24 protein-coding genes are annotated in these 23,831 nt (G+C 73.0%); 18 read left to right on the forward strand and 6 right to left on the reverse strand.

The window, feature by feature from the left end; translation table 11 throughout:
* Positions 1 to 34 precede the first annotated feature (34 nt).
* The 8 genes from glmS to ACFYXS_RS31500 all read left to right on the forward strand — a co-directional run bounded on the left by glmS (position 35) and on the right by ACFYXS_RS31500 (position 8,256).
* Positions 35 to 1,882, forward strand: a complete 1,848-nt coding sequence (gene glmS / locus ACFYXS_RS31465) for a glutamine--fructose-6-phosphate transaminase (isomerizing) (protein ID WP_389254386.1) — start codon at positions 35 to 37, stop codon at positions 1,880 to 1,882.
* A gap of 13 nt (positions 1,883 to 1,895) precedes the next feature.
* The gene (locus tag ACFYXS_RS31470; RefSeq protein ID WP_389254303.1) at positions 1,896 to 2,264 is read left to right on the forward strand and encodes a holo-ACP synthase; all 369 of its coding nucleotides are present in this window, start codon (positions 1,896 to 1,898) and stop codon (positions 2,262 to 2,264) included.
* 113 nt (positions 2,265 to 2,377) lie between these two features.
* A complete protein-coding gene (locus ACFYXS_RS31475) occupies positions 2,378 to 3,832 on the forward strand; it encodes an NAD(P)H-hydrate dehydratase (protein WP_389254305.1) in 1,455 nt (484 codons plus the stop codon).
* Between the two features lie 69 nt (positions 3,833 to 3,901).
* Positions 3,902 to 4,840 carry a L,D-transpeptidase gene (locus ACFYXS_RS31480; RefSeq protein WP_389254307.1) on the forward strand — a complete coding sequence of 313 codons (939 nt, stop codon included), beginning with the start codon at positions 3,902 to 3,904 and terminating at the stop codon, positions 4,838 to 4,840.
* A gap of 35 nt (positions 4,841 to 4,875) precedes the next feature.
* Entirely contained in the window at positions 4,876 to 6,012 is a 1,137-nt protein-coding gene (alr, locus tag ACFYXS_RS31485; RefSeq protein ID WP_389254309.1) for an alanine racemase, read from the forward strand.
* Positions 6,013 to 6,044: 32 nt separating this feature from the next.
* Positions 6,045 to 7,394 carry an alpha/beta fold hydrolase gene (locus ACFYXS_RS31490; RefSeq protein ID WP_389254311.1) on the forward strand — a complete coding sequence of 450 codons (1,350 nt, stop codon included), beginning with the start codon at positions 6,045 to 6,047 and terminating at the stop codon, positions 7,392 to 7,394.
* Positions 7,395 to 7,405: 11 nt separating this feature from the next.
* Complete coding sequence (gene tsaE / locus ACFYXS_RS31495; protein ID WP_389254313.1) at positions 7,406 to 7,933, forward strand: tRNA (adenosine(37)-N6)-threonylcarbamoyltransferase complex ATPase subunit type 1 TsaE; 528 nt, start codon at positions 7,406 to 7,408, stop codon at positions 7,931 to 7,933.
* Positions 7,934 to 8,067: 134 nt separating this feature from the next.
* Positions 8,068 to 8,256: a hypothetical protein gene (locus ACFYXS_RS31500; RefSeq protein ID WP_389254315.1), complete on the forward strand. Its 189-nt coding sequence runs from the start codon at positions 8,068 to 8,070 to the stop codon at positions 8,254 to 8,256.
* A gap of 43 nt (positions 8,257 to 8,299) precedes the next feature.
* On the opposite strand, the gene ACFYXS_RS31505 is transcribed toward ACFYXS_RS31500, so the two are convergent.
* Positions 8,300 to 8,869 carry a hypothetical protein gene (locus ACFYXS_RS31505; protein ID WP_389254317.1) on the reverse strand — a complete coding sequence of 190 codons (570 nt, stop codon included), beginning with the start codon at positions 8,867 to 8,869 and terminating at the stop codon, positions 8,300 to 8,302.
* Between the two features lie 137 nt (positions 8,870 to 9,006).
* On the opposite strand from ACFYXS_RS31505, the gene tsaB reads away from it, so the two are divergent.
* Genes tsaB through ACFYXS_RS31525 form a run of 4 tightly spaced genes read left to right on the forward strand, consistent with a single transcriptional unit; the run spans position 9,007 to position 11,537 of the window.
* A complete protein-coding gene (gene tsaB / locus ACFYXS_RS31510; protein WP_389254319.1) occupies positions 9,007 to 9,660 on the forward strand; it encodes a tRNA (adenosine(37)-N6)-threonylcarbamoyltransferase complex dimerization subunit type 1 TsaB in 654 nt (217 codons plus the stop codon).
* 17 nt (positions 9,661 to 9,677) lie between these two features.
* A complete protein-coding gene (rimI, locus tag ACFYXS_RS31515) occupies positions 9,678 to 10,184 on the forward strand; it encodes a ribosomal protein S18-alanine N-acetyltransferase (protein WP_389254388.1) in 507 nt (168 codons plus the stop codon).
* A complete protein-coding gene (gene tsaD / locus ACFYXS_RS31520) occupies positions 10,177 to 11,289 on the forward strand; it encodes a tRNA (adenosine(37)-N6)-threonylcarbamoyltransferase complex transferase subunit TsaD (RefSeq protein WP_389254321.1) in 1,113 nt (370 codons plus the stop codon). The genes rimI and tsaD overlap by 8 nt, the downstream gene beginning before the upstream one ends.
* Complete coding sequence (locus tag ACFYXS_RS31525; protein WP_389254323.1) at positions 11,286 to 11,537, forward strand: hypothetical protein; 252 nt, start codon at positions 11,286 to 11,288, stop codon at positions 11,535 to 11,537. Before tsaD ends, ACFYXS_RS31525 begins: the two co-directional genes overlap by 4 nt.
* 473 nt (positions 11,538 to 12,010) lie before the next feature.
* Here ACFYXS_RS31525 and ACFYXS_RS31530 read toward each other — a convergent pair whose 3' ends face one another.
* Positions 12,011 to 13,192, reverse strand: coding sequence for a methyltransferase domain-containing protein (locus ACFYXS_RS31530; protein WP_389254326.1), 1,182 nt, complete (start codon positions 13,190 to 13,192; stop codon positions 12,011 to 12,013).
* Between the two features lie 435 nt (positions 13,193 to 13,627).
* Here ACFYXS_RS31530 and groES point away from each other — a divergent pair, with 435 nt between their 5' ends.
* Both groES and groL read left to right on the forward strand, forming a co-directional pair.
* Entirely contained in the window at positions 13,628 to 13,936 is a 309-nt protein-coding gene (gene groES, locus ACFYXS_RS31535; protein ID WP_018562788.1) for a co-chaperone GroES, read from the forward strand.
* Between the two features lie 124 nt (positions 13,937 to 14,060).
* Positions 14,061 to 15,689 carry a chaperonin GroEL gene (groL, locus tag ACFYXS_RS31540; RefSeq protein WP_389254328.1) on the forward strand — a complete coding sequence of 543 codons (1,629 nt, stop codon included), beginning with the start codon at positions 14,061 to 14,063 and terminating at the stop codon, positions 15,687 to 15,689.
* An 83-nt stretch (positions 15,690 to 15,772) separates the two neighbouring features.
* Here the strand turns inward: groL and ACFYXS_RS31545 are convergent, their stop codons facing one another.
* From ACFYXS_RS31545 to ACFYXS_RS31560, 4 genes are all read right to left on the reverse strand, one after another.
* Positions 15,773 to 16,558 carry an SDR family NAD(P)-dependent oxidoreductase gene (locus ACFYXS_RS31545; protein ID WP_389254330.1) on the reverse strand — a complete coding sequence of 262 codons (786 nt, stop codon included), beginning with the start codon at positions 16,556 to 16,558 and terminating at the stop codon, positions 15,773 to 15,775.
* A 10-nt stretch (positions 16,559 to 16,568) separates the two neighbouring features.
* A complete protein-coding gene (locus ACFYXS_RS31550) occupies positions 16,569 to 17,228 on the reverse strand; it encodes an MOSC domain-containing protein (protein ID WP_389254333.1) in 660 nt (219 codons plus the stop codon).
* 48 nt (positions 17,229 to 17,276) lie between these two features.
* A complete protein-coding gene (locus ACFYXS_RS31555) occupies positions 17,277 to 18,332 on the reverse strand; it encodes an aminotransferase class V-fold PLP-dependent enzyme (RefSeq protein ID WP_389254335.1) in 1,056 nt (351 codons plus the stop codon).
* A 113-nt stretch (positions 18,333 to 18,445) separates the two neighbouring features.
* On the reverse strand, positions 18,446 to 18,757 hold the full coding sequence (locus ACFYXS_RS31560) for a WhiB family transcriptional regulator (protein ID WP_389254337.1): 312 nt from the start codon (positions 18,755 to 18,757) through the stop codon (positions 18,446 to 18,448).
* Positions 18,758 to 19,236: 479 nt separating this feature from the next.
* Between ACFYXS_RS31560 and ACFYXS_RS31565 the strand changes: the two genes are divergently transcribed.
* From ACFYXS_RS31565 to ACFYXS_RS31580, 4 genes are all read left to right on the forward strand, one after another.
* Positions 19,237 to 19,848, forward strand: coding sequence for a response regulator transcription factor (locus ACFYXS_RS31565; RefSeq protein WP_003948568.1), 612 nt, complete (start codon positions 19,237 to 19,239; stop codon positions 19,846 to 19,848).
* Between the two features lie 260 nt (positions 19,849 to 20,108).
* Positions 20,109 to 20,720, forward strand: coding sequence for a sigma-70 family RNA polymerase sigma factor (locus ACFYXS_RS31570; RefSeq protein WP_389254339.1), 612 nt, complete (start codon positions 20,109 to 20,111; stop codon positions 20,718 to 20,720).
* Between the two features lie 122 nt (positions 20,721 to 20,842).
* Complete coding sequence (guaB, locus tag ACFYXS_RS31575; protein ID WP_389254341.1) at positions 20,843 to 22,345, forward strand: IMP dehydrogenase; 1,503 nt, start codon at positions 20,843 to 20,845, stop codon at positions 22,343 to 22,345.
* 132 nt (positions 22,346 to 22,477) lie between these two features.
* The gene (locus ACFYXS_RS31580) at positions 22,478 to 23,599 is read left to right on the forward strand and encodes a GuaB3 family IMP dehydrogenase-related protein (RefSeq protein ID WP_319658535.1); all 1,122 of its coding nucleotides are present in this window, start codon (positions 22,478 to 22,480) and stop codon (positions 23,597 to 23,599) included.
* Positions 23,600 to 23,831: the final 232 nt, after the last annotated feature.

The raw sequence follows: 23,831 nt of genomic DNA on the forward strand, positions 1-23,831 counted from the left end.
CGGCGGCGGGCGCCCGCCGCTTAGAGTTCTCCTCATGTGCGGAATCGTGGGATACGTCGGCGGGCAGTCCGCCCTCGAGGTGGTCATCGCAGGTCTGAAGCGTCTGGAGTACCGGGGTTACGACTCCGCGGGCGTCGCCGTCCTGGCGGACGGCGGCATGGCGGCGGCCAAGAAGGCGGGCAAGCTCGCCAACCTGGAGAAGCTGCTGGACGAGCGCCCGTTGCCGACCGGCCCGGCCGGCATCGGCCACACCCGCTGGGCCACCCACGGCGGCCCCACCGACGCCAACGCGCACCCGCACCTGGACAACGCGGGCCGGGTCGCCGTCGTCCACAACGGCATCATCGAGAACTTCGCCGCCCTGCGCGCGGAGCTCGCCGAGCGCGGCCACGACCTGCTCTCCGAGACCGACACCGAGGTGGTCACCCACCTGCTCGCCGAGGCCCACTCCTCCACCGGCGACCTCACCGAGGCCATGCGCCAGGTGTGCCGCCGCCTGGACGGCGCCTTCACCCTCGTGGCCGTCCACGCCGACGAGCCGGACGTCGTGGTCGGTGCCCGCCGCAACTCCCCGCTCGTCGTGGGCGTCGGGGACGGCGAGAACTTCCTCGCCTCCGACGTGTCGGCGTTCATCGACCACACCCGCGAGGCGATCGAGCTCGGCCAGGACCAGGTCGTGGAACTGCGCCGGGAGGGCGTCACCGTCACCGACTTCGAGGGCAAGCCCGCCGAGGTCCGGCCGTACCACATCGACTGGGACGCCTCCGCCGCCGAGAAGGGCGGCTACGACTACTTCATGCTCAAGGAGATCGCCGAGCAGCCCAAGGCCGTCGCCGACACGCTGCTGGGCCGGATCGACGCGAGCGGCCTGCTCACGCTGGACGAGGTCCGCATCCCCACCTCCGTGCTGCGCGAGATCGACAAGATCGTGATCGTCGCCTGCGGCACCGCCTTCCACGCCGGCATGATCGCCAAGTACGCGATCGAGCACTGGACCCGCGTGCCCTGCGAGGTCGAACTCGCCAGCGAGTTCCGCTACCGCGACCCCATCCTCGACTCGCGCAGCCTCGTCGTCGCCATCAGCCAGTCCGGCGAGACCATGGACACCCTCATGGCGCTGCGCCACGCCCGCGAACAGGGCTCCAAGGTGCTCGCGATCTGCAACACCAACGGCTCGACCATCCCCCGCGAGTCCGACGCGGTCCTGTACACCCACGCCGGCCCCGAGGTCGCCGTCGCCTCCACCAAGGCGTTCCTCACCCAGGTGGTGGCCTGCTACCTCGTCGCCCTCTACCTCGGCCAGGTGCGCGGCACCAAGTGGGGTGACGAGATCATCGCCGTCATCCGCGAGCTCTCGCACATCTCCCAGCAGGTCGAGCAGGTCCTGGAGACCATGGAGCCGGTGCGCGAACTGGCCCGCTCCCTGGCGGACAAGAACACCGTCCTCTTCCTCGGCCGCCACGTCGGCTACCCCGTCGCCCTCGAAGGCGCGCTCAAGCTCAAGGAGCTCGCCTACATGCACGCGGAGGGCTTCGCCGCCGGCGAGCTCAAGCACGGGCCCATCGCACTCATCGAGGACGACCTGCCGGTCGTCGTGGTCGTCCCGTCCCCGCGCGGGCGGTCCGTGCTCCACGAGAAGATCGTCTCCAACATCCAGGAGATCCGGGCCCGCGGCGCCCGCACGATCGTCATCGCCGAGGAGGGCGACGAGTCCGTCGTCCCCTACGCCGACCACCTCATCCGCGTGCCGCAGACGCCGACCCTGCTGCAGCCGCTGGTCGCGACCGTGCCGCTGCAGGTCTTCGCCTGCGAGCTCGCCACGGCCCGCGGCAACGAGGTGGACCAGCCGCGCAACCTCGCGAAGTCCGTCACCGTCGAATGAGCCGGGGGGCCGCGTGATCATCGGGGTCGGCATCGACGTCGCGGAGATCGACCGCTTCGGGGAGTCCCTTGAGCGCACACCCGGCCTGGCCGAGCGGCTCTTCCTCCCCGGCGAACTCCACCTCCCCAGTGGGGCGCGCCGCGGCACCGCCTCCCTCGCGGCGCGCTTCGCCGCGAAGGAGGCGGTCGCGAAGGCGCTGGGAGCCCCTGGGGGGCTCCACTGGGCGGACGCGGAGGTCGTCACGGAGGATTCGGGGCAGCCCCGCCTTGTCGTGCGGGGCACGGTCGCGGCGGCGGCGGACGCGCTGGGGGTGCGGGTGTGGCACGTCTCGCTCAGTCATGACGCGGGGGTCGCGTCGGCGGTCGTCATCGCGGAGGGCTAGCCGCCCGGCGCGGGGCGCCGTTGTGTGTGCGGTGAGGTTTCTCCCCGGCGGGAAAAACAGGCACAGGTGGCCACCCCGCGCAACATCGGGGCGGCGATGGGAACATGGGGCACATGCGGGTTGCGCACAGCGTGGAGAACGTCAGGGCCGCCGAGCGCGAGCTCATGTCCCGGGTGCCGGAGGGCGCACTGATGCAGCGCGCCGCCGCAGGCCTCGCCACGGCCTGCGCGACAGCGCTCGGCGGCGGCGCGTACGGCGCCCGCGTCGTCGTGCTGACCGGCAGCGGCGACAACGGCGGCGACGCCCTGTACGCGGGCGCGCGCCTCGCCCGGCGCGGGGCCGGCGTGACCGCCGTACTGCTCGCCCCGGAGAAGGCCCACCCCGGCGGGCTGGCGGCCCTGCGTGCCGCGGGCGGCCGGGCCGTGACCGCGCGGGAGGTGGACGCCGTGGCGCTGATCCACCGCGCCGACCTCGTCCTGGACGGCATCGTGGGCATCGGCGGCAAGGGCGGGCTGCGCCCGGAGGCGGTGCCGCTGGCGGAGGCCGCGCACGCGGCGCCCGCGATCGTGGTCGCCGTCGACCTGCCCAGCGGGGTGGACGCGGACACCGGTGAGGTGCGCGGCGCGGCGGTCCGGGCCGACATGACGGTGACGTTCGGTACGTACAAGCCGGGCCTGCTCGTCGACCCCGCCGCCGAGTACGCCGGCGCGCTGCGCCTGATCGGCATCGGGCTGGACCCGCCCGCCCCGGACCTGGAGGCGCTGCAGCACGCGGACGTGGCGGCGCTGCTGCCGCACCCCTCGGCCGAGAGCGACAAGTACCGCCGCGGTGTGGTCGGTGTCGTCGCTGGGTCCGAGCGCTACCCCGGCGCCGCCGTCCTCGCGGTGGCGGGCGCGCTGCGCGCCGGCGCGGGGGCCGTGCGGTACGTGGGGCCGGGCGCGCGGGCGGTGATCGCGCGCTTCCCGGAGGCTCTGGTGTCGGCGGGGCCGCCGCACAAGGCGGGCCGGGTGCAGGCGTGGGTGGTCGGCCCGGGGCTCGGCGACGGGTCGGAGGCGCGGCGGTCCGTGGAGGACGTGCTCGCCTCCGACGTGCCCGTGCTCGTGGACGCGGACGGGCTGCGCCTGCTGGACCGCGCGGCGGTGCGCGAGCGCTCCGCGCCCACCGTGCTGACCCCGCACGCGGGCGAGGCGGCCGCGCTGCTGGGCGTGGCCCGGGAGGAGGTCGAGGCGGCCCGGCTGGTCTTCGTACGGCGACTGGCGGCGGAGTTCGGCGCGACGGCGCTGCTGAAGGGTTCCACGACGCTCGTGGCGGCACCGGACCCGGCCGTGCCGGTCCGGGTCAATCCGACGGGGACGTCCTGGCTGGCCACGGCCGGCAGCGGGGACGTGCTCTCCGGCATCACCGGCTCGCTGCTCGCCGCGGGTCTCGCGGCACGTGACGCCGCGTCGGCCGGCGCGTATCTGCACGGCCTGGCCGCACGCATCGCCTCCGGCCCGGTGGGGGCGCCGATCGCGGCGCACGATGTGGCCGCCGCGGTCCCCGATGCCTGGCGGAGCGTCAGATCGTAGCTGGGCGAAACGGGTGGAGTCCGCCCGCGGAGTGTTCCGGCGGGCGGCGTCGCGTCTATGCGTCAAGGCATGGGAAGAACGTACGCCTGCCGGGGGGCGCGGTTGTGCACCGCCGCCCTGGTCGTCCTGTCCGCTCTGGGCGCAGGGACGACGGCCTCCGCCGATGATCACCACCCCGTGAAGCTCGAGGACTACGTCGCGGGGGTCCCGTTCCAGCAGTACGACTTGCCGGGGCCCGCCGACACCCCGGACCAGGGGCTGCCGCCCAAGCACGTGGACCACTCGCACGACGCCGAGGAGAACAGGGGCGACTACGACGAGGAGGAGGCCGAGGAGGAGCAGGAGCCCATCGACCCGCAGCAGGTCGAGTGGCTGCCCCCCGACGAGGCCGCCGCGGGCCGTCTGTCGCCGTACTGCACGCCGCTCACCGGCCCGTACCAGCGGGACGTGGAGCGCCTTCTGGGGCTGCGCGTGGACGGGAGGCAGTCGGAGGACGACTGCTACGCGATCCAGCGCTACCAGCAGTCGAGCGACATCCTGCCCGACACCGGGTTCGCCGGTCCCACCACGTTCGGCCACCTTCGCCTGGACCTGGCCATCCAGCAGGGCCCGAACGCGGGCCACCAGTGCATGACGCCGGCCAAGGGGCAGCGCGTCGCGTGCGTGGACCTCACCCGGCAGATCCTGTGGGTGCAGACCAGCGCGTCGAACGTGGTCTTCGGGCCGGTCTCGATGCGCAGCGGCCGTACCGGCTTCGCGACCCGTACGGGGCGCTTCAAGGTCTACTGGCGCCACCGCGACCACGTGTCCGACATCTACGACGCCCCCATGCCGTTCAGCCAGTTCTTCAGCGGTGGCCAGGCCCTGCACGCCATCACCGGCAGCGTCTACCGCGCGCCGGGTTCGCACGGCTGCGTGAACCTGTCCACGCCCGACGCGGGACGGCTGTGGAACGTGCTGAAGCTGCACGACCAGGTGCATGTCTTCGGGCACAAATCCGGCACGTGACGGAGGCACCGGGCGGGCCTGAGAGACTGGGCGCGATGGATGACACAAATCTGCGCGCCCAGGCCACGATCGATCTCGCCGCACTGCGGTCGAACGTCGCGGCTCTGCGCGCCCGTGCGCCCCGCTCCGGGCTGATGGCCGTGGTAAAGGCGGACGCCTACGGCCACGGCATGGTCCCGTCCGCGCGGGCGGCGCTGGAGGCCGGCGCCGCCTGGCTGGGCGCCGCGACCCCCGAGGAGGCGCTCGCCCTGCGCGCCGCGGGGATCACCGCACCGGTGCTGTGCTGGCTGTGGACGCCGAACGGGCCGTGGCGCGACGCCGTCGAGGCCGGTATCGACGTGACGGTCAGCGGCCTGTGGGCGCTGCGCGAGGCGGCCGCGGCCGCCGAGGCCACCGACCGCACCGCGCGGGTGCAGCTCAAGGCGGACACCGGGCTGGGCCGCAACGGCGCCCAGCCCGGGGACTGGGCGGACCTGGTGACCGCCGCCCGGGCCGCCGAGAAGGCGGGGCTGGTCAAGGTGACCGGGCTGTGGTCGCACTTCGCGTGCGCCGACGAGCCCGGGCACCCCTCCAACGCCGCCCAGTTGGCCGTCTTCCGTACCGCGCTGGAGTCCGCCGAGCGCGCCGGGCTGCGCCCGGAGGTCCGGCACATGGCCAACTCCCCGGCGACGCTCACCCTGCCCGAGGCGCACTTCGACCTCGTCCGGACCGGCGTCGCGATGTACGGGATCTCGCCGATCCCGCAGGTCGGCGGCCCGGAGGAGTTCGGGCTGCGACCGGTGATGACGCTCTCCGCCCGCCTGGCCTCGGTCAAGCGGGTGCCGGGCGGCCACGGCGTCAGCTACGGCCACCACTACACGACGCCGGGCGACACCACGCTCGCCCTCGTCCCCCTCGGCTACGCGGACGGCGTCCCGCGGCACGCCTCGGGCACCGGACCGGTGCTGGTGGCGGGCAAGTGGCGGACCGCCGCGGGCCGGGTGGCGATGGACCAGTTCGTCGTGGACCTCGGCGGCGACCGCGCCGAGGCCGGCGACGAGGCCGTGCTGTTCGGCCCGGGCGACCGCGGCGAGCCGACCGCCGAGGACTGGGCGCGTGCCGCCGGCACCATCGCGTACGAGATCGTCACCCGGATCGGGAGCCGGGTGCCGCGCGTCTACGTGGGTACGTAACCGCGTAGCCGAGGGGAAGCAGCGAAGACGACATGAGCGGGTCCGAGAGCGGTAACACGGCGGGGAGAGCGGTGGAGGCTGCCGAGGCGGTGGCCGGGGCCGCGGAGGCGGTCGCGGAGGCCGTGACAGGCGGTTCGGGCGGGGTGCTGCCGTCCGGTCGCTGGCGCCACGCCGGGATAGCCGGCGCGGCCATCGGCGTCGTCGCGGCGGGTGCCGCCGCGGGTGTGGCGCTGGAGCGCGTCACGGTCGGCCGCAGCATGCGCCGGCGCGCGCGGCTCGCCCTTGATGTGGCCGGACCCTACGGGTCCCTGCGCGGGATGCCGGGGCGGGTGGCCGCCGAGGACGGCACCGAGTTGTACTACGAGGTCGAGGAGGCCGATCCGGCCGTCGCCGAGCCGGTCCCGCCGGCCCGCCGCTGGGGGCTGTTCCGGCGCGGCGGGCAGAACGCCCCGCTCACCGTGGTCTTCAGCCACGGCTACTGCCTCAACCAGGACTCCTGGCACTTCCAGCGCGCGGCCCTGCGCGGCACGGTGCGCGCCGTGTACTGGGACCAGCGCAGCCACGGCCGCTCCGGCCGCGGCAACGACCAAGCAGGGGGCGAGCCCGCCACCATCGACCAGCTCGGCCGCGACCTGAAGCAGATCGTCGACGCCGCCGTCCCGGAGGGCCCGGTGGTGCTCGTCGGGCACTCCATGGGCGGCATGACGGTCATGGCGCTGGCCGACCAGTTCCCGGAGTTCGTCCGGGAGCGTGTGGTGGGCTTCGCCTTCGTCGGCACGTCCTCCGGCAAGCTCGCCAGTGTGACGCTGGGCCTGCCGGCGGCGGGGGCGCGGGCGCTGCGGGCGCTGGCGCCGGGGGTGCTGCGGATCCTGGGCACCCAGGTGGACCTGGTGGAACGAGGGCGCCGGGCGACGGCCGACCTCTTCGCCGGGATCATCAAGCGCTACTCGTTCGGCTCGGACGTCGACCCGGCGGTCGCGCGGTTCGCCGAGCGGATGATCGAGTCGACGCCGATCGACGTGGTCGCCGAGTTCTATCCGGCCTTCACCGAGCACGAGAAGAGCGAGGCGCTGGACGTCCTGGACGGCCTGCCCGGACTGGTGCTCGCCGGGGACAAGGACCTGCTGACCCCGAGTGAGCACAGCAGGGCCATCGCCGAGCGGCTGCCCGACACCGAGCTGGTGGTCGTCCCCGGCGCCGGCCACCTGGTGATGCTGGAGCAGCCGGACCTGGTCAACACGCATCTCGCCGCGGTGCTCGCGGAGGCGGCGGACGCCTCGCGCGCGCCCGTTCCGCAGGCGCTGCGCGAGCTCGCCGCGGACCGGCCGGGCGTGCCGCGGCAGCAGGATCGCTCGGGGCACGCGGTCACCGGCGGCGCGTAGCATTCGGGCACATGGGCATGGAAGCCATCGGCAGGGAAGCGATCCGGGTCGTCGTCAAGACCCCCGAGCAGATGCGGGAGCTGGGGCAGCGCCTCGCGCCGCTGTTGCGGGCGGGTGATCTGGTCCTGCTCAGCGGGGACTTGGGCGCGGGCAAGACGACACTGACCCGCGGTCTGGGCGAGGCCATGGGCGTGCGCGGCGCGGTGACGTCGCCGACCTTCGTGATCGCGCGGGTCCACCCGTCGCTGAGCGGCGGGCCGGCGCTGGTGCACGTCGACGCGTACCGGCTCGCCGGCGGCCTGGACGAGATGGAGGACCTGGACCTCGACGTCTCGCTCCCGGAGTCGGTCATGGTCGTCGAGTGGGGCGAGGGCAAGGTCGAGGAGCTCTCCGAGGACCGTCTGCAGCTGGTGATCCACCGCGCCGTCGGCGAGGTCGCGTCCGGGAACGGGCAGGAGGACCACGACGTGCGCGAGGTGGTCGTCACCGGCGTCGGCGCACGCTGGGCAGGGGAGGACCTGGCGGCGCTGGGGGAGTAACCGTTCCGACAAGGTGTCGGGAAGATGTTGCGCCGGGCACGGGTGACGTGTTCTTCTGGTGGTGCGAGGAGAAGTTAGGGCTGCCTAACCTCCAGCCCCTCGGACCACGCCGCCCCCCGCCCCAGGAGGCAACCATGTCGGCCCACAAGGTGCCGGAGCCGGAGCCGGGCTACTCGGTGCAGGCCCTGCTCGCCGCGTGTGCCGCGGCGAACGCGGTCAGCACGCCCCCGAAGTCGCCGGACGAGCCCGCGGCGCCCGACGACCCGGACGCACGGACCACCGGCCGAGCCGGGACCGCCGCCCCGGAGGCCGACGCGGCCTAGGGCCGGTCGGCCGTTCACCCGGTCGGGTGATTTCCGCGTGCGCTCAGCGGACGACGACGACCTTGGTGTCGATCGTGGCGAAGGACCACAGCGCCGCGCCGTCCTTGCGCTTCTCGCGGATGCCGCCGGTCTGCTGCGAAGGGTCGGGCTTGCCGGGCAGCGAGCCGTCACGGGCGGCGCTGAAGCCGACGACCACGTTGTCCACCGACGCGAAACGCACCACGTGCTCGATCGGGACCCCGTCGCCGCCGGTGCCGCTGGCACTGCGGGTGGTCACGTCGTACGTCCCCGGGTCGGGGTCCACCGTGCCCGGCACCACGACGTAGGTGCGGCTCACCGCGCCCGCGTCGCCCACCAGCCACACGCGGTCCTGGCGCAGCGAGTACACCACGCGGCGGCCGCTGCCGGAGACGGCGGGCAGCTCGTGCTTCTTGCCGGGAGCGGCGGAGGCACCGTCGGAGGGCGAGGTGCTGCCGTTGTCCGTGGACACCGCGGCGCCACCGGCGGCCACCTCCGTGGCGGAGCTGGAGGCCTGGACGGCGAGCACACCGACTGCGGCCAGGGCGGCCGCGGTCAGGCCGGTCACGATCGTCCCTGAACCGATCCTTGCCACGGGGTCCTCCGGAAGTGGGGCGTCAGGCTCAGGTTGACGTTAGCAGCCGGTGCGAGCGTGATCCGAGCACCGCCCCCGTACCGGCGGAGACCCCGGTGGCGGCAGGGCCGCCCCGGTGAACGCCGTAGGCTGAACGCGTGCTGCTGCTTGCCTTCGACACCGCCACCCCCGCCGTGACCGTCGCCCTGCACGACGGGCACCGCGTGCTCGCCGAGTCGACGGAGATCGACGCGCGCAGGCACGGCGAACTGCTGATGCCCGCCGTCGACCGCGTGCTGCGCGAGGCGGGCACCGAACCGGCCGCCCTGACCGGGCTCGTGGTCGGCGTCGGCCCCGGCCCCTACACGGGCCTGCGCGTGGGTCTCGTGACCGCCGCCTCCTTCGGGGACGTCCTCGGGGTGCCCGTGCACGGGCTCTGCACCCTGGACGGCCTGGCCTACGCCGCCGGGATCGACGGCCCCTTCGTCGTCGCCACCGACGCCCGCCGCAAGGAGGTCTACTGGGCCCGCTACGAGGGCCCGCGCGGCCGAGTCGGCGACCCGGCGGTGGACCACCCGGCCGACATCGCCGAGCGCGTCGCGGGCCTGCCCGCCGTGGGCGCGGGCGCCGCGCTGTACCCGGGCGTCTTCACCGACGTCCGTCCGCCCGCCGACCAGTCCGCCGCCGCGCTCGCCGCGCTCGCCGCGGTGAAGCTGGCCGAGGGCGAGGACTTCCTCCCCCCGCTGCCGCTCTACCTGCGCCGCCCCGACGCGCAGGTGCCGGCCGGTTACAAGGCGGTCCTGCCGAAGTGACCGCCGTACTGCGCGAGATGCGCTGGTGGGACCTGGACCCGGTGATGGAGCTGGAGGACTCGCTCTTCCCCGACGACGCCTGGTCGCGCGGCATGTTCTGGTCCGAACTCGCCGACGCCCGGCACCCGGCCGCGACCCGGCACTACGTCGTCGCCGAGGAGACGGGCGGCCGCGTGGTCGGCTACGCGGGTCTGGCCGCCGTGGCCGGCACCGGCGACGTGCAGACCATCGCCACCGCGCGCGACCAGTGGGGCACCGGGCTCGGCGCCCGGCTGCTGCGCGAACTGCTGCACCAGGCCACGGCGTTCGAGTGCCACGAGGTGCTGCTGGAGGTACGGGTCGACAACGTCCGCGCCCAGCGGCTGTACGAGCGCTTCGGCTTCGAGCCGATCGGTTTCCGCCGCGGCTACTACCAGCCCGGCAACGTCGACGCCCTCGTCATGCGGCTCGCCGACCTGACGGCGGCGCCGGCGGACACACGAGAAACACCAGGTCTACAAGGAACTGAGACGACCCATGGCTGACGAGCCCCTTGTCCTCGGCATCGAGACGTCCTGCGACGAGACCGGTGTCGGCATCGTGCGCGGCCACACCCTGCTGGCCGACGCGGTCGCGTCCAGCGTGGACGAGCACGCCCGCTTCGGCGGCGTCGTCCCCGAGGTCGCAAGCCGCGCCCACCTGGAGGCGATGGTCCCCACCATCCGGCGCGCGCTGAAGGAGGCCGGCGTCGCCGCCGCCGACCTGGACGGCATCGCCGTCACCGCCGGCCCGGGCCTGGCGGGCGCGCTCCTGGTCGGCGTCTCGGCCGCCAAGGCGTACGCCTACGCCCTCGGCAAGCCGCTGTACGGGGTGAACCACCTCGCCTCCCACATCTGCGTCGACCAGCTGGAGCACGGCGCGCTGCCGGAGCCCACGATGGCGCTGCTGGTCTCCGGCGGGCACTCCTCGCTGCTGCTGGCGCCCGACATCACCGGCGACGTGCGGCCGCTCGGCGCGACCATCGACGACGCGGCGGGCGAGGCATTCGACAAGGTCGCCCGCGTACTGGGCCTCGGCTTCCCCGGCGGCCCGGCCATCGACCGCGTCGCCCGCGAGGGCGACCGGGCCGCGATCCGCTTCCCGCGCGGCCTGACGGGCTCGCGGGACCCGCTGTACGACTTCTCCTTCTCCGGGCTGAAGACGGCCGTCGCCCGCTGGATCGAGTCCAAGCGCCGGGAGGGCGAGAACGTCCCCGTCGCGGACGTCGCCGCCTCCTTCCAGGAGGCCGTGGCCGATGTGCTGACGCGCAAGGCGATCCGCGCCTGCAAGGACAACGGCGTCGACCACCTCATGATCGGCGGCGGTGTCGCGGCCAACAGCCGGCTGCGCTCCCTGGCCCAGGAGCGGTGCGAGGACGCGGGCATCATCCTGCGCGTGCCGCGGCCCAAGCTCTGTACCGACAACGGCGCCATGGTCGCGGCGCTCGGGGCGGAAATGGTGGCCCGCGGCCGCCCCTCCTCGACGTGGGACCTGCCGGCGGACTCCTCGCTGCTGGTCACCGACGTGTCCGTGCCCGGGCATACGCATGCGCCCGGCCATGACCACGATCACGTGCACGAGCTCAGCAAGGACAACCTCTACTCCTCATGACCGTCGCCCTGATGTGGGAGGCCCGCGCCGCCGAGGGCCGCGGGCCCGAACTCCTCGCGTGGGTCCGCGCGCAGACGCTGACGCCCGTGCCGTCGCGCCGGGAGACCTTTTCCGCGCCGCAGGACCGGGTGCTGGTGATCACGTGGTGGGACGCCCCGTACGACGCGGAGCTTCCCGAACTGCCCGATCCCGATGAGGGGTTGGCCCTGCGGGCCGTGCACCGCTGGCGCTTCGAGGCCGTGGCCTGACCCCAGTGCGGGTGCGCTGCGCCGGCCGTGCGGGGAGGCTTCTCCCCGCCCTCCCCCAACCTCCGGCCGGGGGTTGCGTCCCCAGCTACCGCTGGGAGGTGACCCGAGCGGGGGCACCCCGCCACACCCCTTCCCGGGTCGGCTGGGCGACTGACGGCCGGCGGAGGTGTTTGCGGTGACGGCTGGGCACCTGGACCGCGCCGCGCCAACGGATGGCCCGGGCACGGTGCCGTCTCTACCCCCCCTCCGGGGATCAGGCGCATGACGAAACCGAGGGGGCGGGGTCGGAGGGTGGGCGTTCTGGACTGTGGAGCATATGTGGGTGCATGACCCGGGGTGATCAGTGGAGAGCACCGGAGGCACCTAAATGTGCTGTCCAGAATGGCCGGCCCGGAGGCCCCGAACCCGGCACCCCACCGCGCGCGCCGGGGTCACTGACTTCACAGGGCACCCGGGAGGGAGGGCGGGGAACGTCACGGCGAGGGCGCGGGCGCCCCGAGAAGCATGCTGGGCGCGCCCGCGACCCGGGTCAGGAAGACCGTCGCCGCGTGGGGCCCCTGGGGCCTGACCCTGCGGCGCAGTTCCTCGGGCTCGACCGCGGACCCCCGCTTCTTGACCGTGAGCACGCCCACCTCCCGTTCACGCAGCAGCGCCTTGAGCCGCTTGAGGTTGAACGGCAGCACGTCAGTGATCTCGTACGCGGAGGCGTACGGCGTGCTGTGCGGCTCGTCCGAGGTGACGTAGGCGATGGTCTCGTCGATCAGACCGCCCCCGACCTGGGCCGCGACGTCCGCGACGAGGTGGGCCCGGATGACGGCGCCGTCGGGCTCGTACAGCCAGCGCCCGACCGGGCGCACCGCGGGGTCGGGCAGGCCGGCGGCGGGCAGTGAGGCGCCGGAGGGGAGCAGCGTGGCCCGCCGGGTGCCCGAGTCCGTGCCGAACCAGAGCACGGCCTCCTTCACGTCGCCGTGGTCGGAGACCCACTCCGCCTCCGCGTCCTCCGGCACCGCCTCGTGCGGGATGCCGGGCGCGACCTTCAGCGCGGCCAGAGGCGTCCTGCGGGCCGCCGTCACGGCCCACGACAGCGGCGGGGAGTACGCCTCGGGGTCGAAGATCCTGCCGCGCCCGCCGCGCCGGGCCGGGTCGACGAAGACCGCGTCGCAGCCGTCCGTCCCCACCTCGGTGACGTCGGCGCAGCGCACGTCGATGCGTTCCGCGAGCCCCAGCGCCCGCGCGTTGGCCCGCGCCACCGCGCACGTCAGGGGGTCGCGGTCGACCGCGAGCACCTCCACCCCTGCCCGCGCCAGCGGAATCGCGTCGCCGCCGATCCCGCAGCAGAGGTCGGCCAGCCTCCGCACGCCGAGGGCCGCGAACCGCTCGGCCCGGTGCCGGGCCACCGACGCCCGCGTCGACTGCTCCACGCCGTGGGGCGTGAAGTACATCGCGTACGCGTCCTCGCCGAACTTCGCCTCCGCCCGCTGCCGCAGCCGCGCCTGGGTGAGGGCCGCCGAGACGAATGTCGCGTCGTGCTCCCGCCGCAGCCGGGTCGCGGTGGCGATCTCGTCCGCGGGGTCGTAGTCGCGGAGGCCGGCCAGCAGCCGCTGCCCCTCGTCGGTCAGCAGGGCAGAGAACGCATCGAGATCCACACGGCCCATTGTCCCGCGCCGTCGGTGGCTGTCGGACCGGGCCCCGTGCTCGTCGCGGCCGTGGCCGCCGGGGGCGGTACGACGTGAGGGAGCCGCCCGGAGCCCGGGGGAGGACGGCCCGAGGGGGCCGTACCGGCCCGTATGGACGGGGATTCCGGGATGCCGGGGCGAGGTCACCGTGCCCGCGGAGGACGCCGGGCCGGGATCGCCGCCGCGGTCCGCGCCGGCGAGCCGGGCGCCGGCTTCGCACGGCGCGTCCGGCGTGGCATTGGCACTCCGCTTGACCGAGTGCTAAGCGCGTCATAATGTCAGACCTGGCACTCAGCCATGTCGAGTGCCAGCAACAAACGCGACGGGCAGGTCCGGCACCCGCGACGACGGGCCTACCAGGTCGCCACCCCAGACAGACACTCCCGTGAGCCCTTTGAAGGGGGAGGTCGGATCGTGACGACCGCCAGCACCAAGGTTGCCATCAAGCCGCTCGAGGACCGCATCGTGGTCCAGCCGCTGGATGCCGAGCAGACCACCGCCTCCGGCCTGGTCATCCCGGACACCGCCAAGGAGAAGCCCCAGGAGGGCGTCGTCCTGGCCGTCGGTCCGGGTCGCTTCGAGGACGGCAACCGCATCCCGCTCGACGTCAAGGTCGGCGACATCGTGCTGTACAGCAAGTACGGCGGCACCGAGGTCAAGTACAGCGGCGAGGAGTACCTCGTCCTCTCGGCTCGCGACGTCCTCGCGATCGTCGAGAAGTAAATCCGGCGCCGCTCGTAACCGAGAAATGCCGTGACCACGCCCCGGGCACACCGAGTCCTCGCACGGACCGGGGGCCCGGGGCGCGGTCTTTGACGAGAACCCAAAGACGAGGAATTCCGCCGGTATGCCCAAGATCCTGAAGTTCGACGAGGACGCCCGTCGCGCCCTTGAGCGTGGAGTCAACAAGCTCGCCGACACCGTGAAGGTGACGATCGGCCCCAAGGGCCGCAACGTCGTCATCGACAAGAAGTTCGGCGCCCCGACCATCACCAACGACGGCGTGACCATCGCCCGTGAGGTCGAACTCGACGACCCGTACGAGAACCTCGGCGCGCAGCTGGTGAAGGAGGTGGCGACCAAGACCAACGACATCGCGGGTGACGGCACCACCACCGCCACCGTGCTCGCCCAGGCGCTGGTCCGCGAGGGCCTGCGCAACGTCGCCGCCGGCGCCTCCCCCGCGTCCCTGAAGAAGGGCATCGACGCCGCCGTCAAGGCCGTCTCGGACGAGCTGCTCGCCTCGGCCCGCCCGATCGAGGGCAAGGACGACGTCGCCGCCGTCGCCGCGCTGTCCGCCCAGGACAAGCAGGTCGGCGAGCTGATCGCCGAGGCGATCGACAAGGTCGGCAAGGACGGTGTCATCACCGTCGAGGAGTCCAACACCTTCGGTCTGGAGCTGGACTTCACCGAGGGCATGGCCTTCGACAAGGGCTACCTGTCGCCGTACTTCGTGACGGACCCGGAGCGCCAGGAAGCCGTCCTGGAGGACCCGTACATCCTCATCACCCAGGGCAAGATCTCCTCCATCCAGGACCTGCTCCCGCTGCTGGAGAAGGTGCTGCAGGCGGGCGCCTCCAAGCCGCTGCTGATCATCGCCGAGGACGTCGAGGGCGAGGCCCTGTCGACCCTGGTGGTCAACAAGATCCGCGGCACCTTCAACGCGGTCGCGGTCAAGGCCCCCGGCTTCGGTGACCGCCGCAAGGCCATGCTGGGCGACATCGCCGCCCTCACCGGCGCGACCGTCGTCGCCGAGGAGGTCGGCCTCAAGCTCGACCAGGTCGGCCTGGACGTGCTCGGCAACGCCCGCCGCGTGACCGTCACCAAGGACGAGACCACCGTCGTCGACGGCTCGGGCGACTCCTCGGAGATCGAGGGCCGGATCAACCAGATCAAGGCCGAGATCACCACCACGGACTCCGACTGGGACCGCGAGAAGCTCCAGGAGCGCCTCGCCAAGCTGGCCGGCGGCGTGTGCGTCATCCGTGTCGGCGCGGCCACCGAGGTCGAGCTCAAGGAGAAGAAGCACCGTCTGGAGGACGCCATCTCCGCGACCCGCGCCGCGGTCGAGGAGGGCATCGTCTCCGGTGGTGGCTCCGCGCTCGTCCACGCCGTCAAGGTGCTGGAGGACAACCTCGGCAAGTCCGGCGACGAGGCCACCGGTGTCGCGGTCGTCCGCCGCGCCGCGGTCGAGCCGCTGCGCTGGATCGCCGAGAACGCCGGCCTGGAGGGCTACGTCATCACCTCCAAGGTCGCCGAGCTGGAGAAGGGCCACGGCTTCAACGCCGCGACCGGCGAGTACGGCGACCTGGTGAAGGCCGGCGTCATCGACCCGGTCAAGGTCACCCGCTCCGCCCTGGAGAACGCCGCCTCCATCGCCTCCCTGCTTCTCACCACCGAGACCCTCGTGGTGGAGAAGAAGGAGGAGGAGCCCGCCGAGGCCGGTCACGGCCACGGTCACGGCCACTCCCACTGAGTGCGCCCGAAGGCCCCCGTTCCCGCACCGGGAACGGGGGCCTTCGGCCTTTTCCGCTTCTGCCGCCCGCCCGGGCGGCCCCGTCAGTCCCGGGGGTAGACGGGGCCGAAGCGGCGGCCGGCCGACGCGGAGACCGCGCCGAAGGCCCCGCTCGGGGCGAGTTTGGCGGCGAGCGCCGCGGCCTTGTAGCGCGGGTCGGGCACGCTGAGCGTGCGGCCGCGGGCCAGGTCGCGGATGGCCGCGGCGACCACCTTGTCGGCGTCCAGCCACGCCCAGGCGGGGATGCCGGCGGTGTCGATGCCGGCCCGCTCGTGGAACTCGGTGCGCACGAAGCCCGGGCACAGCGCCATCAGCCGCACCCCGCTGCCGGACAGTTCGCGGGCCGCGCCCCGGGTGAAGCTGACCACCCACGCCTTGCTCGCGCCGTACGTGCCGCGCGGCACGAACGCCGCCACCGAGGCCACGTTGACGACGAAGCCGCGCCTGCGCTCCTTCATGGCCGCGGCCGCCGCGCCGGTCAGCCGCAGCACGGCCTCGCAGTGCACCTTGAGCATGGTCAGCTCGTCGGCCATCGGCACGTCGCCGAAGGCACCGCGGTTGCCGAAGCCCGCGTTGTTGACCAGCACGCCGACCGGCCGCTCGCGGTCGCCCAGCCGGGCCTCGACCGCCTCGATGCCCTTGTCCGTCGACAGGTCGGCGGGCAGCACCTCCACGGTCACCGCGTAGGTACGGCGCAGTTCGGCGGCGTGTTCCTCCAGCCGCTGCTCGTCGCGCGCGACGAGGACGAGGGCGTGGCCGTCGCTCGCGAGCCGGCGGGCGAAGGCGGCGCCCAGTCCCGCGGTGGCTCCCGTGATGAGTGAAGTCGTCATGCCGGGCAGGCTAGTGGGACCGCGTGCGCCTGCGCGCCGCCGTCCGGATCTCCTCCGGGAGCGCGTCCGCCGCGAGCAGCGAGGGGAGCAGCGCGGGTTCCAGGGTGACCGCCCGGAAGACCAGTGCCACGGTCACCTCGTGGTCCGGGCGGTGGACGATCTCCACCGGGTCGCCCGCGCGGATCCCGCCCGGAGCGGCCACCCGCAGGTAGGCGCCGGGCTGCGCGGCACGGGTGAACCTCCGGAGCCAGCCGCCCTCGTCCAGCCAGCCCTGGAAGGTGCCGCAGGGGATGCGCGGGCAGGACACCTCCAGGACCGGGCCCGCCGGGCCGCCGATCCGCCAACGCTCGCCGATCAGCGCCCCGTTGACGTCCACGCCGAGGGTCGTCAGGTTCTCCCCGAACATCCCGTCGCGCAGTTCCCGGCCCAGCTCGCGCTCCCAGCGGTCCAGGTCCTCGCGGGCGTAGGCGTAGACGGCCTGGTCGGAGCCGCCGTGGTGCTTCACGTCGTACGCCCGGTCGCCGGCCAGGCCCACCGCGCCGGTGCCCTTGGGGCCCGGTGCGGTCACGGCCACCGGGCCCGTCACGGGCCGCTTGTCGATGCCCGTGACGCCGGTGTCCTTCCAGGGGTTCGGCCGGGGACGTCCCACGTTGACCGAGTGCACTTCCATCCTCCGACCGTAGGCGGGCGCCCGGCGCACGGCGAGGCGTTTTCCGGCTCAGCGCGCGAGCACGCGCAGCAGCAGGTCCACGTCCGCCTCGGTGTTGTACAGGTGGAACGCCGCCCGCAGGTTGCCCGCGCGGACCGAGAGGCGGATGCCGGCCGCGGCCAGCCGCTCCGCCGCGTCCCCGAGACCCGGGACGGCCACGATCGCCGAGCGTTGCGCACCCGGCGGCACGGCCTTGTGGCCGAGTTCGCGCAGCCCCTCCCGGAAGCGCTCGGCCAGTGCGGTGTCGTGGGCGCCGATCGCCTCGACGCCCACCTCCTCGATCAGCCCGAGCGAGGCCGCCCCGGCCAGGTACGGCAGGAACGGCGGCAGCACGTCGAAGCGCCGCGCGGAGCGGGCGAGCCGGGCCACCGGCCCGTAGCAGTCGTCCCAGGGGTCCTCGGCCGCGTACCACCCGGCGAAGTGCGGCGACAGTCCGTCCTCGGCGCCTTCCCGCACGGTAAGGAAGGAGACCCCGCGCGGGGCGAGCAGCCACTTGTAGCCGCCGCACACCACGTAGTCGAAGGCCCCGGCGGCCAGCGGCAGCCAGCCGACCGCCTGCGTCGCGTCGACCAGCACGCGCGCCCCGTGCCGGTCCGCGGCCTCGCGCACCGCGGCCAGGTCGGCGACGCGCCCGTCCGCGGACTGCACCGCGCTGACGGCGGCCAGCGCGGTGGTGGGACGTACGGCGTCGGCCACGCCCTCCAGGGGAACGGTGCGCAGGGTGAGGTCGGGGCGGGAGGCGAAGGGGTTGACCAGGGAGCTGAAGTCGCCCTCCGCGAGGACGACTTCGGCGCCCGGCGGAAGGCCCGCGGCGATCATCCCGACATGGGTGGTGACGGAGGAGCCGACCGCGACCCGGTCCGCCGCGACCCCGGTCAGCCGGGCGTAGGCGGCACGCGTGGTGTTCAGGACGAGTTCGTTGCGCACCCAGTCGTCGCTGCCGTCGGACCAGGCCGTCACAGCGGTGCGCAGTACGTCGACGGCCCGGCGCGGGCCGACACCCGCCGACGCGGTGTTCAGGTAGGTGATCCCGGCATCCAACGTGAATTCCCCGGTGAGGTCCATGGCTCCTCAGCCTGGGGCCGGCGCGCTCCGAAGTCCATGGGAGCCGGTTGCCGGTGCCGTCCGGTCACGGCCCGCGCCGTGACGCGGAGGTGACCGCAGAGGGAAACGTTTCCTCAGTGGATGGGGGCGTGCGAGCTCATGACCCGGTTGCGGGACCGGCCCATCATCTCCTCGCGCTCGTCCTCGGTGAGCCCGCCCCAGACCCCGTAGGGCTCGCGGACGGTCAGGGCGTGGGTCGCGCACTCGGCGCGCACGGGACAGCGCATGCACACCTCCTTGGCGGCCGATTCACGCGCGCTCCGGGCCGCACCGCGCTCTCCCTCCGGATGGAAGAACAGCGAGCTGTCCACACCACGACAGGCGGCGATCAGCTGCCAGTCCCAGAGGTCTGCGTTGGGGCCCGGGAGGCGGGAGAAGTCTGCCATTGCTCATCTCCTCGAGAGGTGGGCTGCACGGGACTGCCTCCCAGGCGACGCTCCAGACGCTCTGCGGGAGGTGATGTCGACGGTACATCTACTGTCCAAGTAGATGTAAATATGATTCATCACAAAATCGCCAACGAACTCCCGCCATGCGGGTAAAAAGCCGCCAAACAGGCAAAATCTGACATTGACCCCCCGGTCGGCGGGTGGGTGTCCTGCAACCGGGCGCCCGACGCGCTTCCTTTTGCGATCGGGCCCACTGCCACGACCTGCGGTGTTGCTGGTGCGTGGCGAAGCGGGCACGCAGTGTGCGGGAGACCGTCCCCAAACTCCGTAACTCTTTCGAGTGAGGGTCGTTGAAGGTGCGGAAGTGGTTGGCGGCCGAACGAATCGGGCAGGTGCCCGAGACCGTCAGCCCCACCAGTGACGATTCGTACAGCCTGGAGGCTCAACGTGACGCGGATCAGCTGCGGAGGACGGTCATGACTTCCGTTCTCGTCTGCGACGACTCCCCGCTTGCCCGAGAGGCGCTGCGCCGCGCGGTCGCGACCGTGCCCGGTGTCGAGCGCGTAACGACCGCGGCCAACGGCGAGGAAGTCCTCCGCCGCTGGGGCGCCGACCGCTCGGACCTCATCCTCATGGACGTCCGGATGCCCGGTCTCGGCGGTGTCGAGACCGTACGGCGGCTGCTGTCCGCCGATCCGGGGGCCCGCATCATCATGCTCACGGTCGCCGAGGACCTGGACGGGGTGGCGCTCGCCGTCGCCGCCGGTGCCCGCGGATACCTGCACAAGGACGCCTCGCGCGCCGAACTGCGGGCCACGGTCACCCAGGCCCTTGCCGACCCGACCTGGCGGCTCGCACCGCGCCGGCTGCGCTCCGCCGAGATGGGCGCCGCACCGACGCTCACCGCCCGCGAGATCCAGGTGCTGGAGGGCATGAGCCACGGCCGCTCCAACGCCGAGATCGGGCGGGAGCTGTTCCTCTCCGAGGACACCGTCAAGACGCACGCGCGGCGACTGTTCAAGAAACTCGGCGCCTCGGACCGGGCCCACGCGGTGGCGCTCGGCTTCCGCTGGGGCCTGGTGCGCTAGGCCGTCGAGTTGAGCGGCGAGGGGCCGATGGGCTGTGGGGCGGCTGTGCGGCTGCCCCGCTCGTACCGGTTTCCGTTCCGAGGGCGCATGCTTGAGGCATGGACTCTCGGGGACACGGGCGGGCGGGGCGGCGGGTGCATGACATGACTACGGCCGGTGCGGTCCCTCGAAACGCGCCACAGGGCGCATCGCATAACGCTTCGGAGCACAACCCCCCGCCTGAGGCCACGGAGCGCGCTTCGGCGAGGCACTATGGATGGATGCGCGACGAGGCCACCGGCACAGAGACAGCCATAGGGGCTCTCGTACGTCGAGCCGTCGAGGGCGACGAGCAGGCGACGCACGATCTGCTCGCCCATGTGCACCCGCTCGCCGAACGCTACTGCCGCACCCGGCTGTCGCGACTGCCCGGTGACGCGCGCCATTTCGTGGACGACCTCGCCCAAGAGGTGTGCCTCGCGGTGCTGTGCGCGCTGCCGCGCTATCGCGACCAGGGTCGGCCCTTCGAGGCCTTCGTCTTCGGGATCGCCGCCCACAAGGTCGCCGACCTGCAACGGGCGGCCATGCGCGGGCCCGGCTCGACTGCGGTCCCCTCCGACGAGATGCCCGAGCAGCCGGACGACTCGCTCGGGCCGGAGGAACGGGCGCTGCTCAGCAGCGACGCCGAATGGGCGAAGGGCCTGCTGGCGAATCTGCCGGAGCACCAGCGCGAGCTGGTGCTGCTGCGGGTCGCCGTCGGGCTCACCGCCGAGGAGACCGGACAGGTGCTCGGGATGTCGCCGGGGGCCGTCCGGGTGGCGCAGCACCGGGCGCTGTCCCGGCTGCGCGCGCTCGCGGAGGAAGCCTCACCCGCCCGCGGTCTGAGCGCCTAGCCCACCGCTCCGGTCCCGTACGGGTTCCCGGCCCCACGGGCCGGCGTCAAGGCCGGAAAAGGTTTCCCGCGAGAGCCATTAGCATTGAACATCTCGCTGGGCAAGACCATGGGGAAGGTGTCATGACGCTGAACGCCGACGGAGTAGCCGAGAAGTTCGGACTGCTCGGACTGACCTACGACGACGTGCTCCTCCTCCCAGGGCCTTCGGACGTCGTGCCGAACCAGGTCGACACCAGCTCCCGGGTCACCCGGAACGTCCGCGTGAACATCCCGCTGCTGTCCGCGGCGATGGACAAGGTCACCGAGGCCCGCATGGCCATCGCGATGGCCCGCCAGGGCGGCGTGGGCGTGCTGCACCGCAACCTCTCGGTCGACGACCAGGTCAACCAGGTCGACCTGGTCAAGCGCTCCGAGTCCGGCATGGTGACCGACCCCATCACCGTGCACCCGGACGCCACCCTCGCCGAGGCCGACGCGCTCTGCGGCAAGTTCCGCATCAGCGGCGTCCCGGTCACCGACGGCTCCGGCAAGCTGCTGGGCATCGTCACCAACCGCGACATGGCCTTCGAGAGCGACCGCTCCCGCCAGGTCCGCGAGGTCATGACGCCGATGCCGCTGGTCACCGGCAAGGTCGGGATCTCCGGCATCGAGGCGATGGAGCTGCTGCGCAAGCACAAGATCGAGAAGCTCCCGCTCGTCGACGACGAGGGCCGGCTCAAGGGACTCATCACCGTCAAGGACTTCGTCAAGGCGGAGAAGTACCCCAACGCCGCCAAGGACGCCGAGGGCCGGCTGCTGGTCGGCGCGGCGGTCGGCGTCGGCGACGAGGCGTTCCTCCGTGCCCAGCGGCTGGTGGAGGCCGGCGCCGACTTCCTGGTGATCGACAGCGCCCACGGCCACAGCCGCGGCATCCTCGACATGGTCGCCAAGGTCAAGGCCAACATCAGGATCGACGTGGTGGCCGGCAACGTCGCCACCCGCGACGGCGCCCAGGCGCTGATCGACGCCGGGGCCGACGGCATCAAGGTCGGTGTCGGCCCGGGCTCCATCTGCACCACCCGGGTGGTCGCCGGCGTCGGCGCCCCGCAGGTCACCGCGATCTACGAGGCCTCGCTGGCCGCCGGCCCGGCCGGTGTCCCGCTGATCGGCGACGGCGGTCTGCAGTACTCCGGCGACATCGCCAAGGCGATCGCCGCCGGCGCGGACACGGTGATGCTGGGCAGCCTGCTCGCGGGCTGCGAGGAGTCGCCGGGCGAGCTGATGTTCATCAACGGCAAGCAGTTCAAGTCGTACCGCGGCATGGGCTCGCTCGGCGCGATGCAGTCGCGCGGCCAGGCCAAGTCGTACTCCAAGGACCGCTACTTCCAGGACAACGTGCTCTCCGAGGACAAGCTCGTCCCCGAGGGCATCGAGGGTCAGGTGCCCTACCGCGGCCCGCTCTCCGCGGTGGCGCACCAGCTCATCGGCGGCCTGCGCTCCTCCATGGGCTACGTCGGCTCGGCGACCGTCCCCGAGCTGAAGGAGAAGGGCCGCTTCGTGCGCATCACCGCGGCCGGTCTCAAGGAGAGCCACCCGCACGACATCCAGATGACCACCGAGGCGCCCAACTACCACGGGCGCTGATCCGCACGGTGCGCGCGACGCACCGGGCGGGGCGGACACACGGCAGAGCCCGCGGCCTTCCCCGGTCGCGGGCTTTCGCCTGCCCTCCCTGGGATACTGGTCGGGCAGGACACGAGGAAAGGCATAGCGACAGTGACTGAGATCGAGATCGGGCGGGGCAAGCGCGGCCGCAGGGCGTACGCATTCGACGACATCGCCGTCGTCCCGAGCCGCCGTACGCGGGACCCGAAGGAGGTCTCGATCGCGTGGCAGATCGACGCCTACCGCTTCGAGCTGCCGTTCCTGGCGGCGCCGATGGACTCGGTGGTCTCCCCGGAGACCGCGATCCGCATCGGCAACCTCGGCGGCCTCGGCGTCCTCAACCTCGAGGGTCTGTGGACCCGCTACGAGGACCCGGAGCCGCTGCTCGCCGAGATCGCCGAGCTGGACGACGCCTCGGTGACCCGGCGGCTGCAGGAGCTGTACGCGGCGCCGATCAAGGAGGAGCTGATCGGGCAGCGCATCAAGGAGGTGCGTGACGCGGGCGTGGTCACCGCCGCCGCGCTCTCCCCGCAGCGCACCGCGCAGTTCTCCAAGGCCGTCGTCGACGCCGGCGTCGACATCTTCGTGATCCGCGGCACGACGGTCTCCGCCGAGCACGTGTCCGGCTCGCACGAGCCGCTGAACCTGAAGCAGTTCATCTACGAGCTCGACGTCCCGGTGATCGTCGGCGGCTGCGCCACCTACACCGCCGCGCTCCACCTGATGCGCACCGGCGCCGCGGGCGTCCTGGTCGGGTTCGGCGGCGGCGCGGCCCACACCACGCGCAGCGTGCTCGGTATCCAGGTGCCGATGGCCACCGCCGTCGCGGACGTCGCGGCGGCCCGCCGGGACTACATGGACGAGTCGGGCGGCCGCTACGTCCACGTCATCGCGGACGGCGGCTTCGGTTCCAGCGGCGACCTGCCGAAGGCGATCGCCTGCGGCGCCGACTCGGTGATGATGGGCTCGCCGCTGGCGCGCGCCACGGACGCCCCCGGCCGCGGCTTCCACTGGGGCATGGAGGCCACCCACGAGGAACTGCCGCGCGGCAAGCGGATGAACCTCGGCACCGCCGGCACGACCGAGCAGATCCTGCTCGGCCCGTCGCACGCGCCGGACGGCTCGATGAACTTCTTCGGCGCGCTGCGCCGGGCGATGGCCACCACGGGCTACTCGGAGCTCAAGGAGTTCCAGCGGGTCGAGGTCACCGTCTCGCCCACGCACCACCGCTGAGGTCCGGTCACCCTTCACCGGTCACCGTCTCCGGGGCCCGCACCGCCACCCGCGGTGCGGGCCCCGGTGCGTCCGCGGCGCGTCCCCGGTCGTTCCGTGATCGTTCCATGGGCCGCGCACGGATGTCGCAGGACGATGGCGGTAATCGTCAGATTTTTGCTAATGGACCGTCAATTATGGGCAGTGGTGACGATCTTTTGATGAAGTGACGGAGTCCGGAAGGTTAAGTGTC

It is taken from the genome of Streptomyces sp. NPDC002574 (assembly GCF_042889545.1).
Lineage (GTDB): Bacteria > Actinomycetota > Actinomycetes > Streptomycetales > Streptomycetaceae > Actinacidiphila.

Excerpts from the sequence above, each read along its gene's own strand:
- glmS (WP_389254386.1), top strand. The coding sequence starts at position 35 with ATGTGCGGAATCGTGGGATACGTCGGCGGGCAGTCCGCCCTCGAGGTG.
- ACFYXS_RS31475 (WP_389254305.1), top strand. The coding sequence starts at position 2,378 with ATGCGGGTTGCGCACAGCGTGGAGAACGTCAGGGCCGCCGAGCGCGAG.
- ACFYXS_RS31480 (WP_389254307.1), top strand. The coding sequence starts at position 3,902 with ATGGGAAGAACGTACGCCTGCCGGGGGGCGCGGTTGTGCACCGCCGCC.
- alr (WP_389254309.1), top strand. The coding sequence starts at position 4,876 with ATGGATGACACAAATCTGCGCGCCCAGGCCACGATCGATCTCGCCGCA.
- ACFYXS_RS31490 (WP_389254311.1), top strand. The coding sequence starts at position 6,045 with ATGAGCGGGTCCGAGAGCGGTAACACGGCGGGGAGAGCGGTGGAGGCT.
- tsaE (WP_389254313.1), top strand. The coding sequence starts at position 7,406 with ATGGGCATGGAAGCCATCGGCAGGGAAGCGATCCGGGTCGTCGTCAAG.
- ACFYXS_RS31500 (WP_389254315.1), top strand. The coding sequence starts at position 8,068 with ATGTCGGCCCACAAGGTGCCGGAGCCGGAGCCGGGCTACTCGGTGCAG.
- rimI (WP_389254388.1), top strand. The coding sequence starts at position 9,678 with ATGCGCTGGTGGGACCTGGACCCGGTGATGGAGCTGGAGGACTCGCTC.
- tsaD (WP_389254321.1), top strand. The coding sequence starts at position 10,177 with ATGGCTGACGAGCCCCTTGTCCTCGGCATCGAGACGTCCTGCGACGAG.
- ACFYXS_RS31525 (WP_389254323.1), top strand. The coding sequence starts at position 11,286 with ATGACCGTCGCCCTGATGTGGGAGGCCCGCGCCGCCGAGGGCCGCGGG.
- ACFYXS_RS31530 (WP_389254326.1), bottom strand. The coding sequence starts at position 13,192 with ATGGGCCGTGTGGATCTCGATGCGTTCTCTGCCCTGCTGACCGACGAG.
- groL (WP_389254328.1), top strand. The coding sequence starts at position 14,061 with ATGCCCAAGATCCTGAAGTTCGACGAGGACGCCCGTCGCGCCCTTGAG.
- ACFYXS_RS31545 (WP_389254330.1), bottom strand. The coding sequence starts at position 16,558 with ATGACGACTTCACTCATCACGGGAGCCACCGCGGGACTGGGCGCCGCC.
- ACFYXS_RS31550 (WP_389254333.1), bottom strand. The coding sequence starts at position 17,228 with ATGGAAGTGCACTCGGTCAACGTGGGACGTCCCCGGCCGAACCCCTGG.
- ACFYXS_RS31555 (WP_389254335.1), bottom strand. The coding sequence starts at position 18,332 with ATGGACCTCACCGGGGAATTCACGTTGGATGCCGGGATCACCTACCTG.
- ACFYXS_RS31560 (WP_389254337.1), bottom strand. The coding sequence starts at position 18,757 with ATGGCAGACTTCTCCCGCCTCCCGGGCCCCAACGCAGACCTCTGGGAC.
- ACFYXS_RS31565 (WP_003948568.1), top strand. The coding sequence starts at position 19,237 with ATGACTTCCGTTCTCGTCTGCGACGACTCCCCGCTTGCCCGAGAGGCG.
- ACFYXS_RS31570 (WP_389254339.1), top strand. The coding sequence starts at position 20,109 with ATGCGCGACGAGGCCACCGGCACAGAGACAGCCATAGGGGCTCTCGTA.
- guaB (WP_389254341.1), top strand. The coding sequence starts at position 20,843 with ATGACGCTGAACGCCGACGGAGTAGCCGAGAAGTTCGGACTGCTCGGA.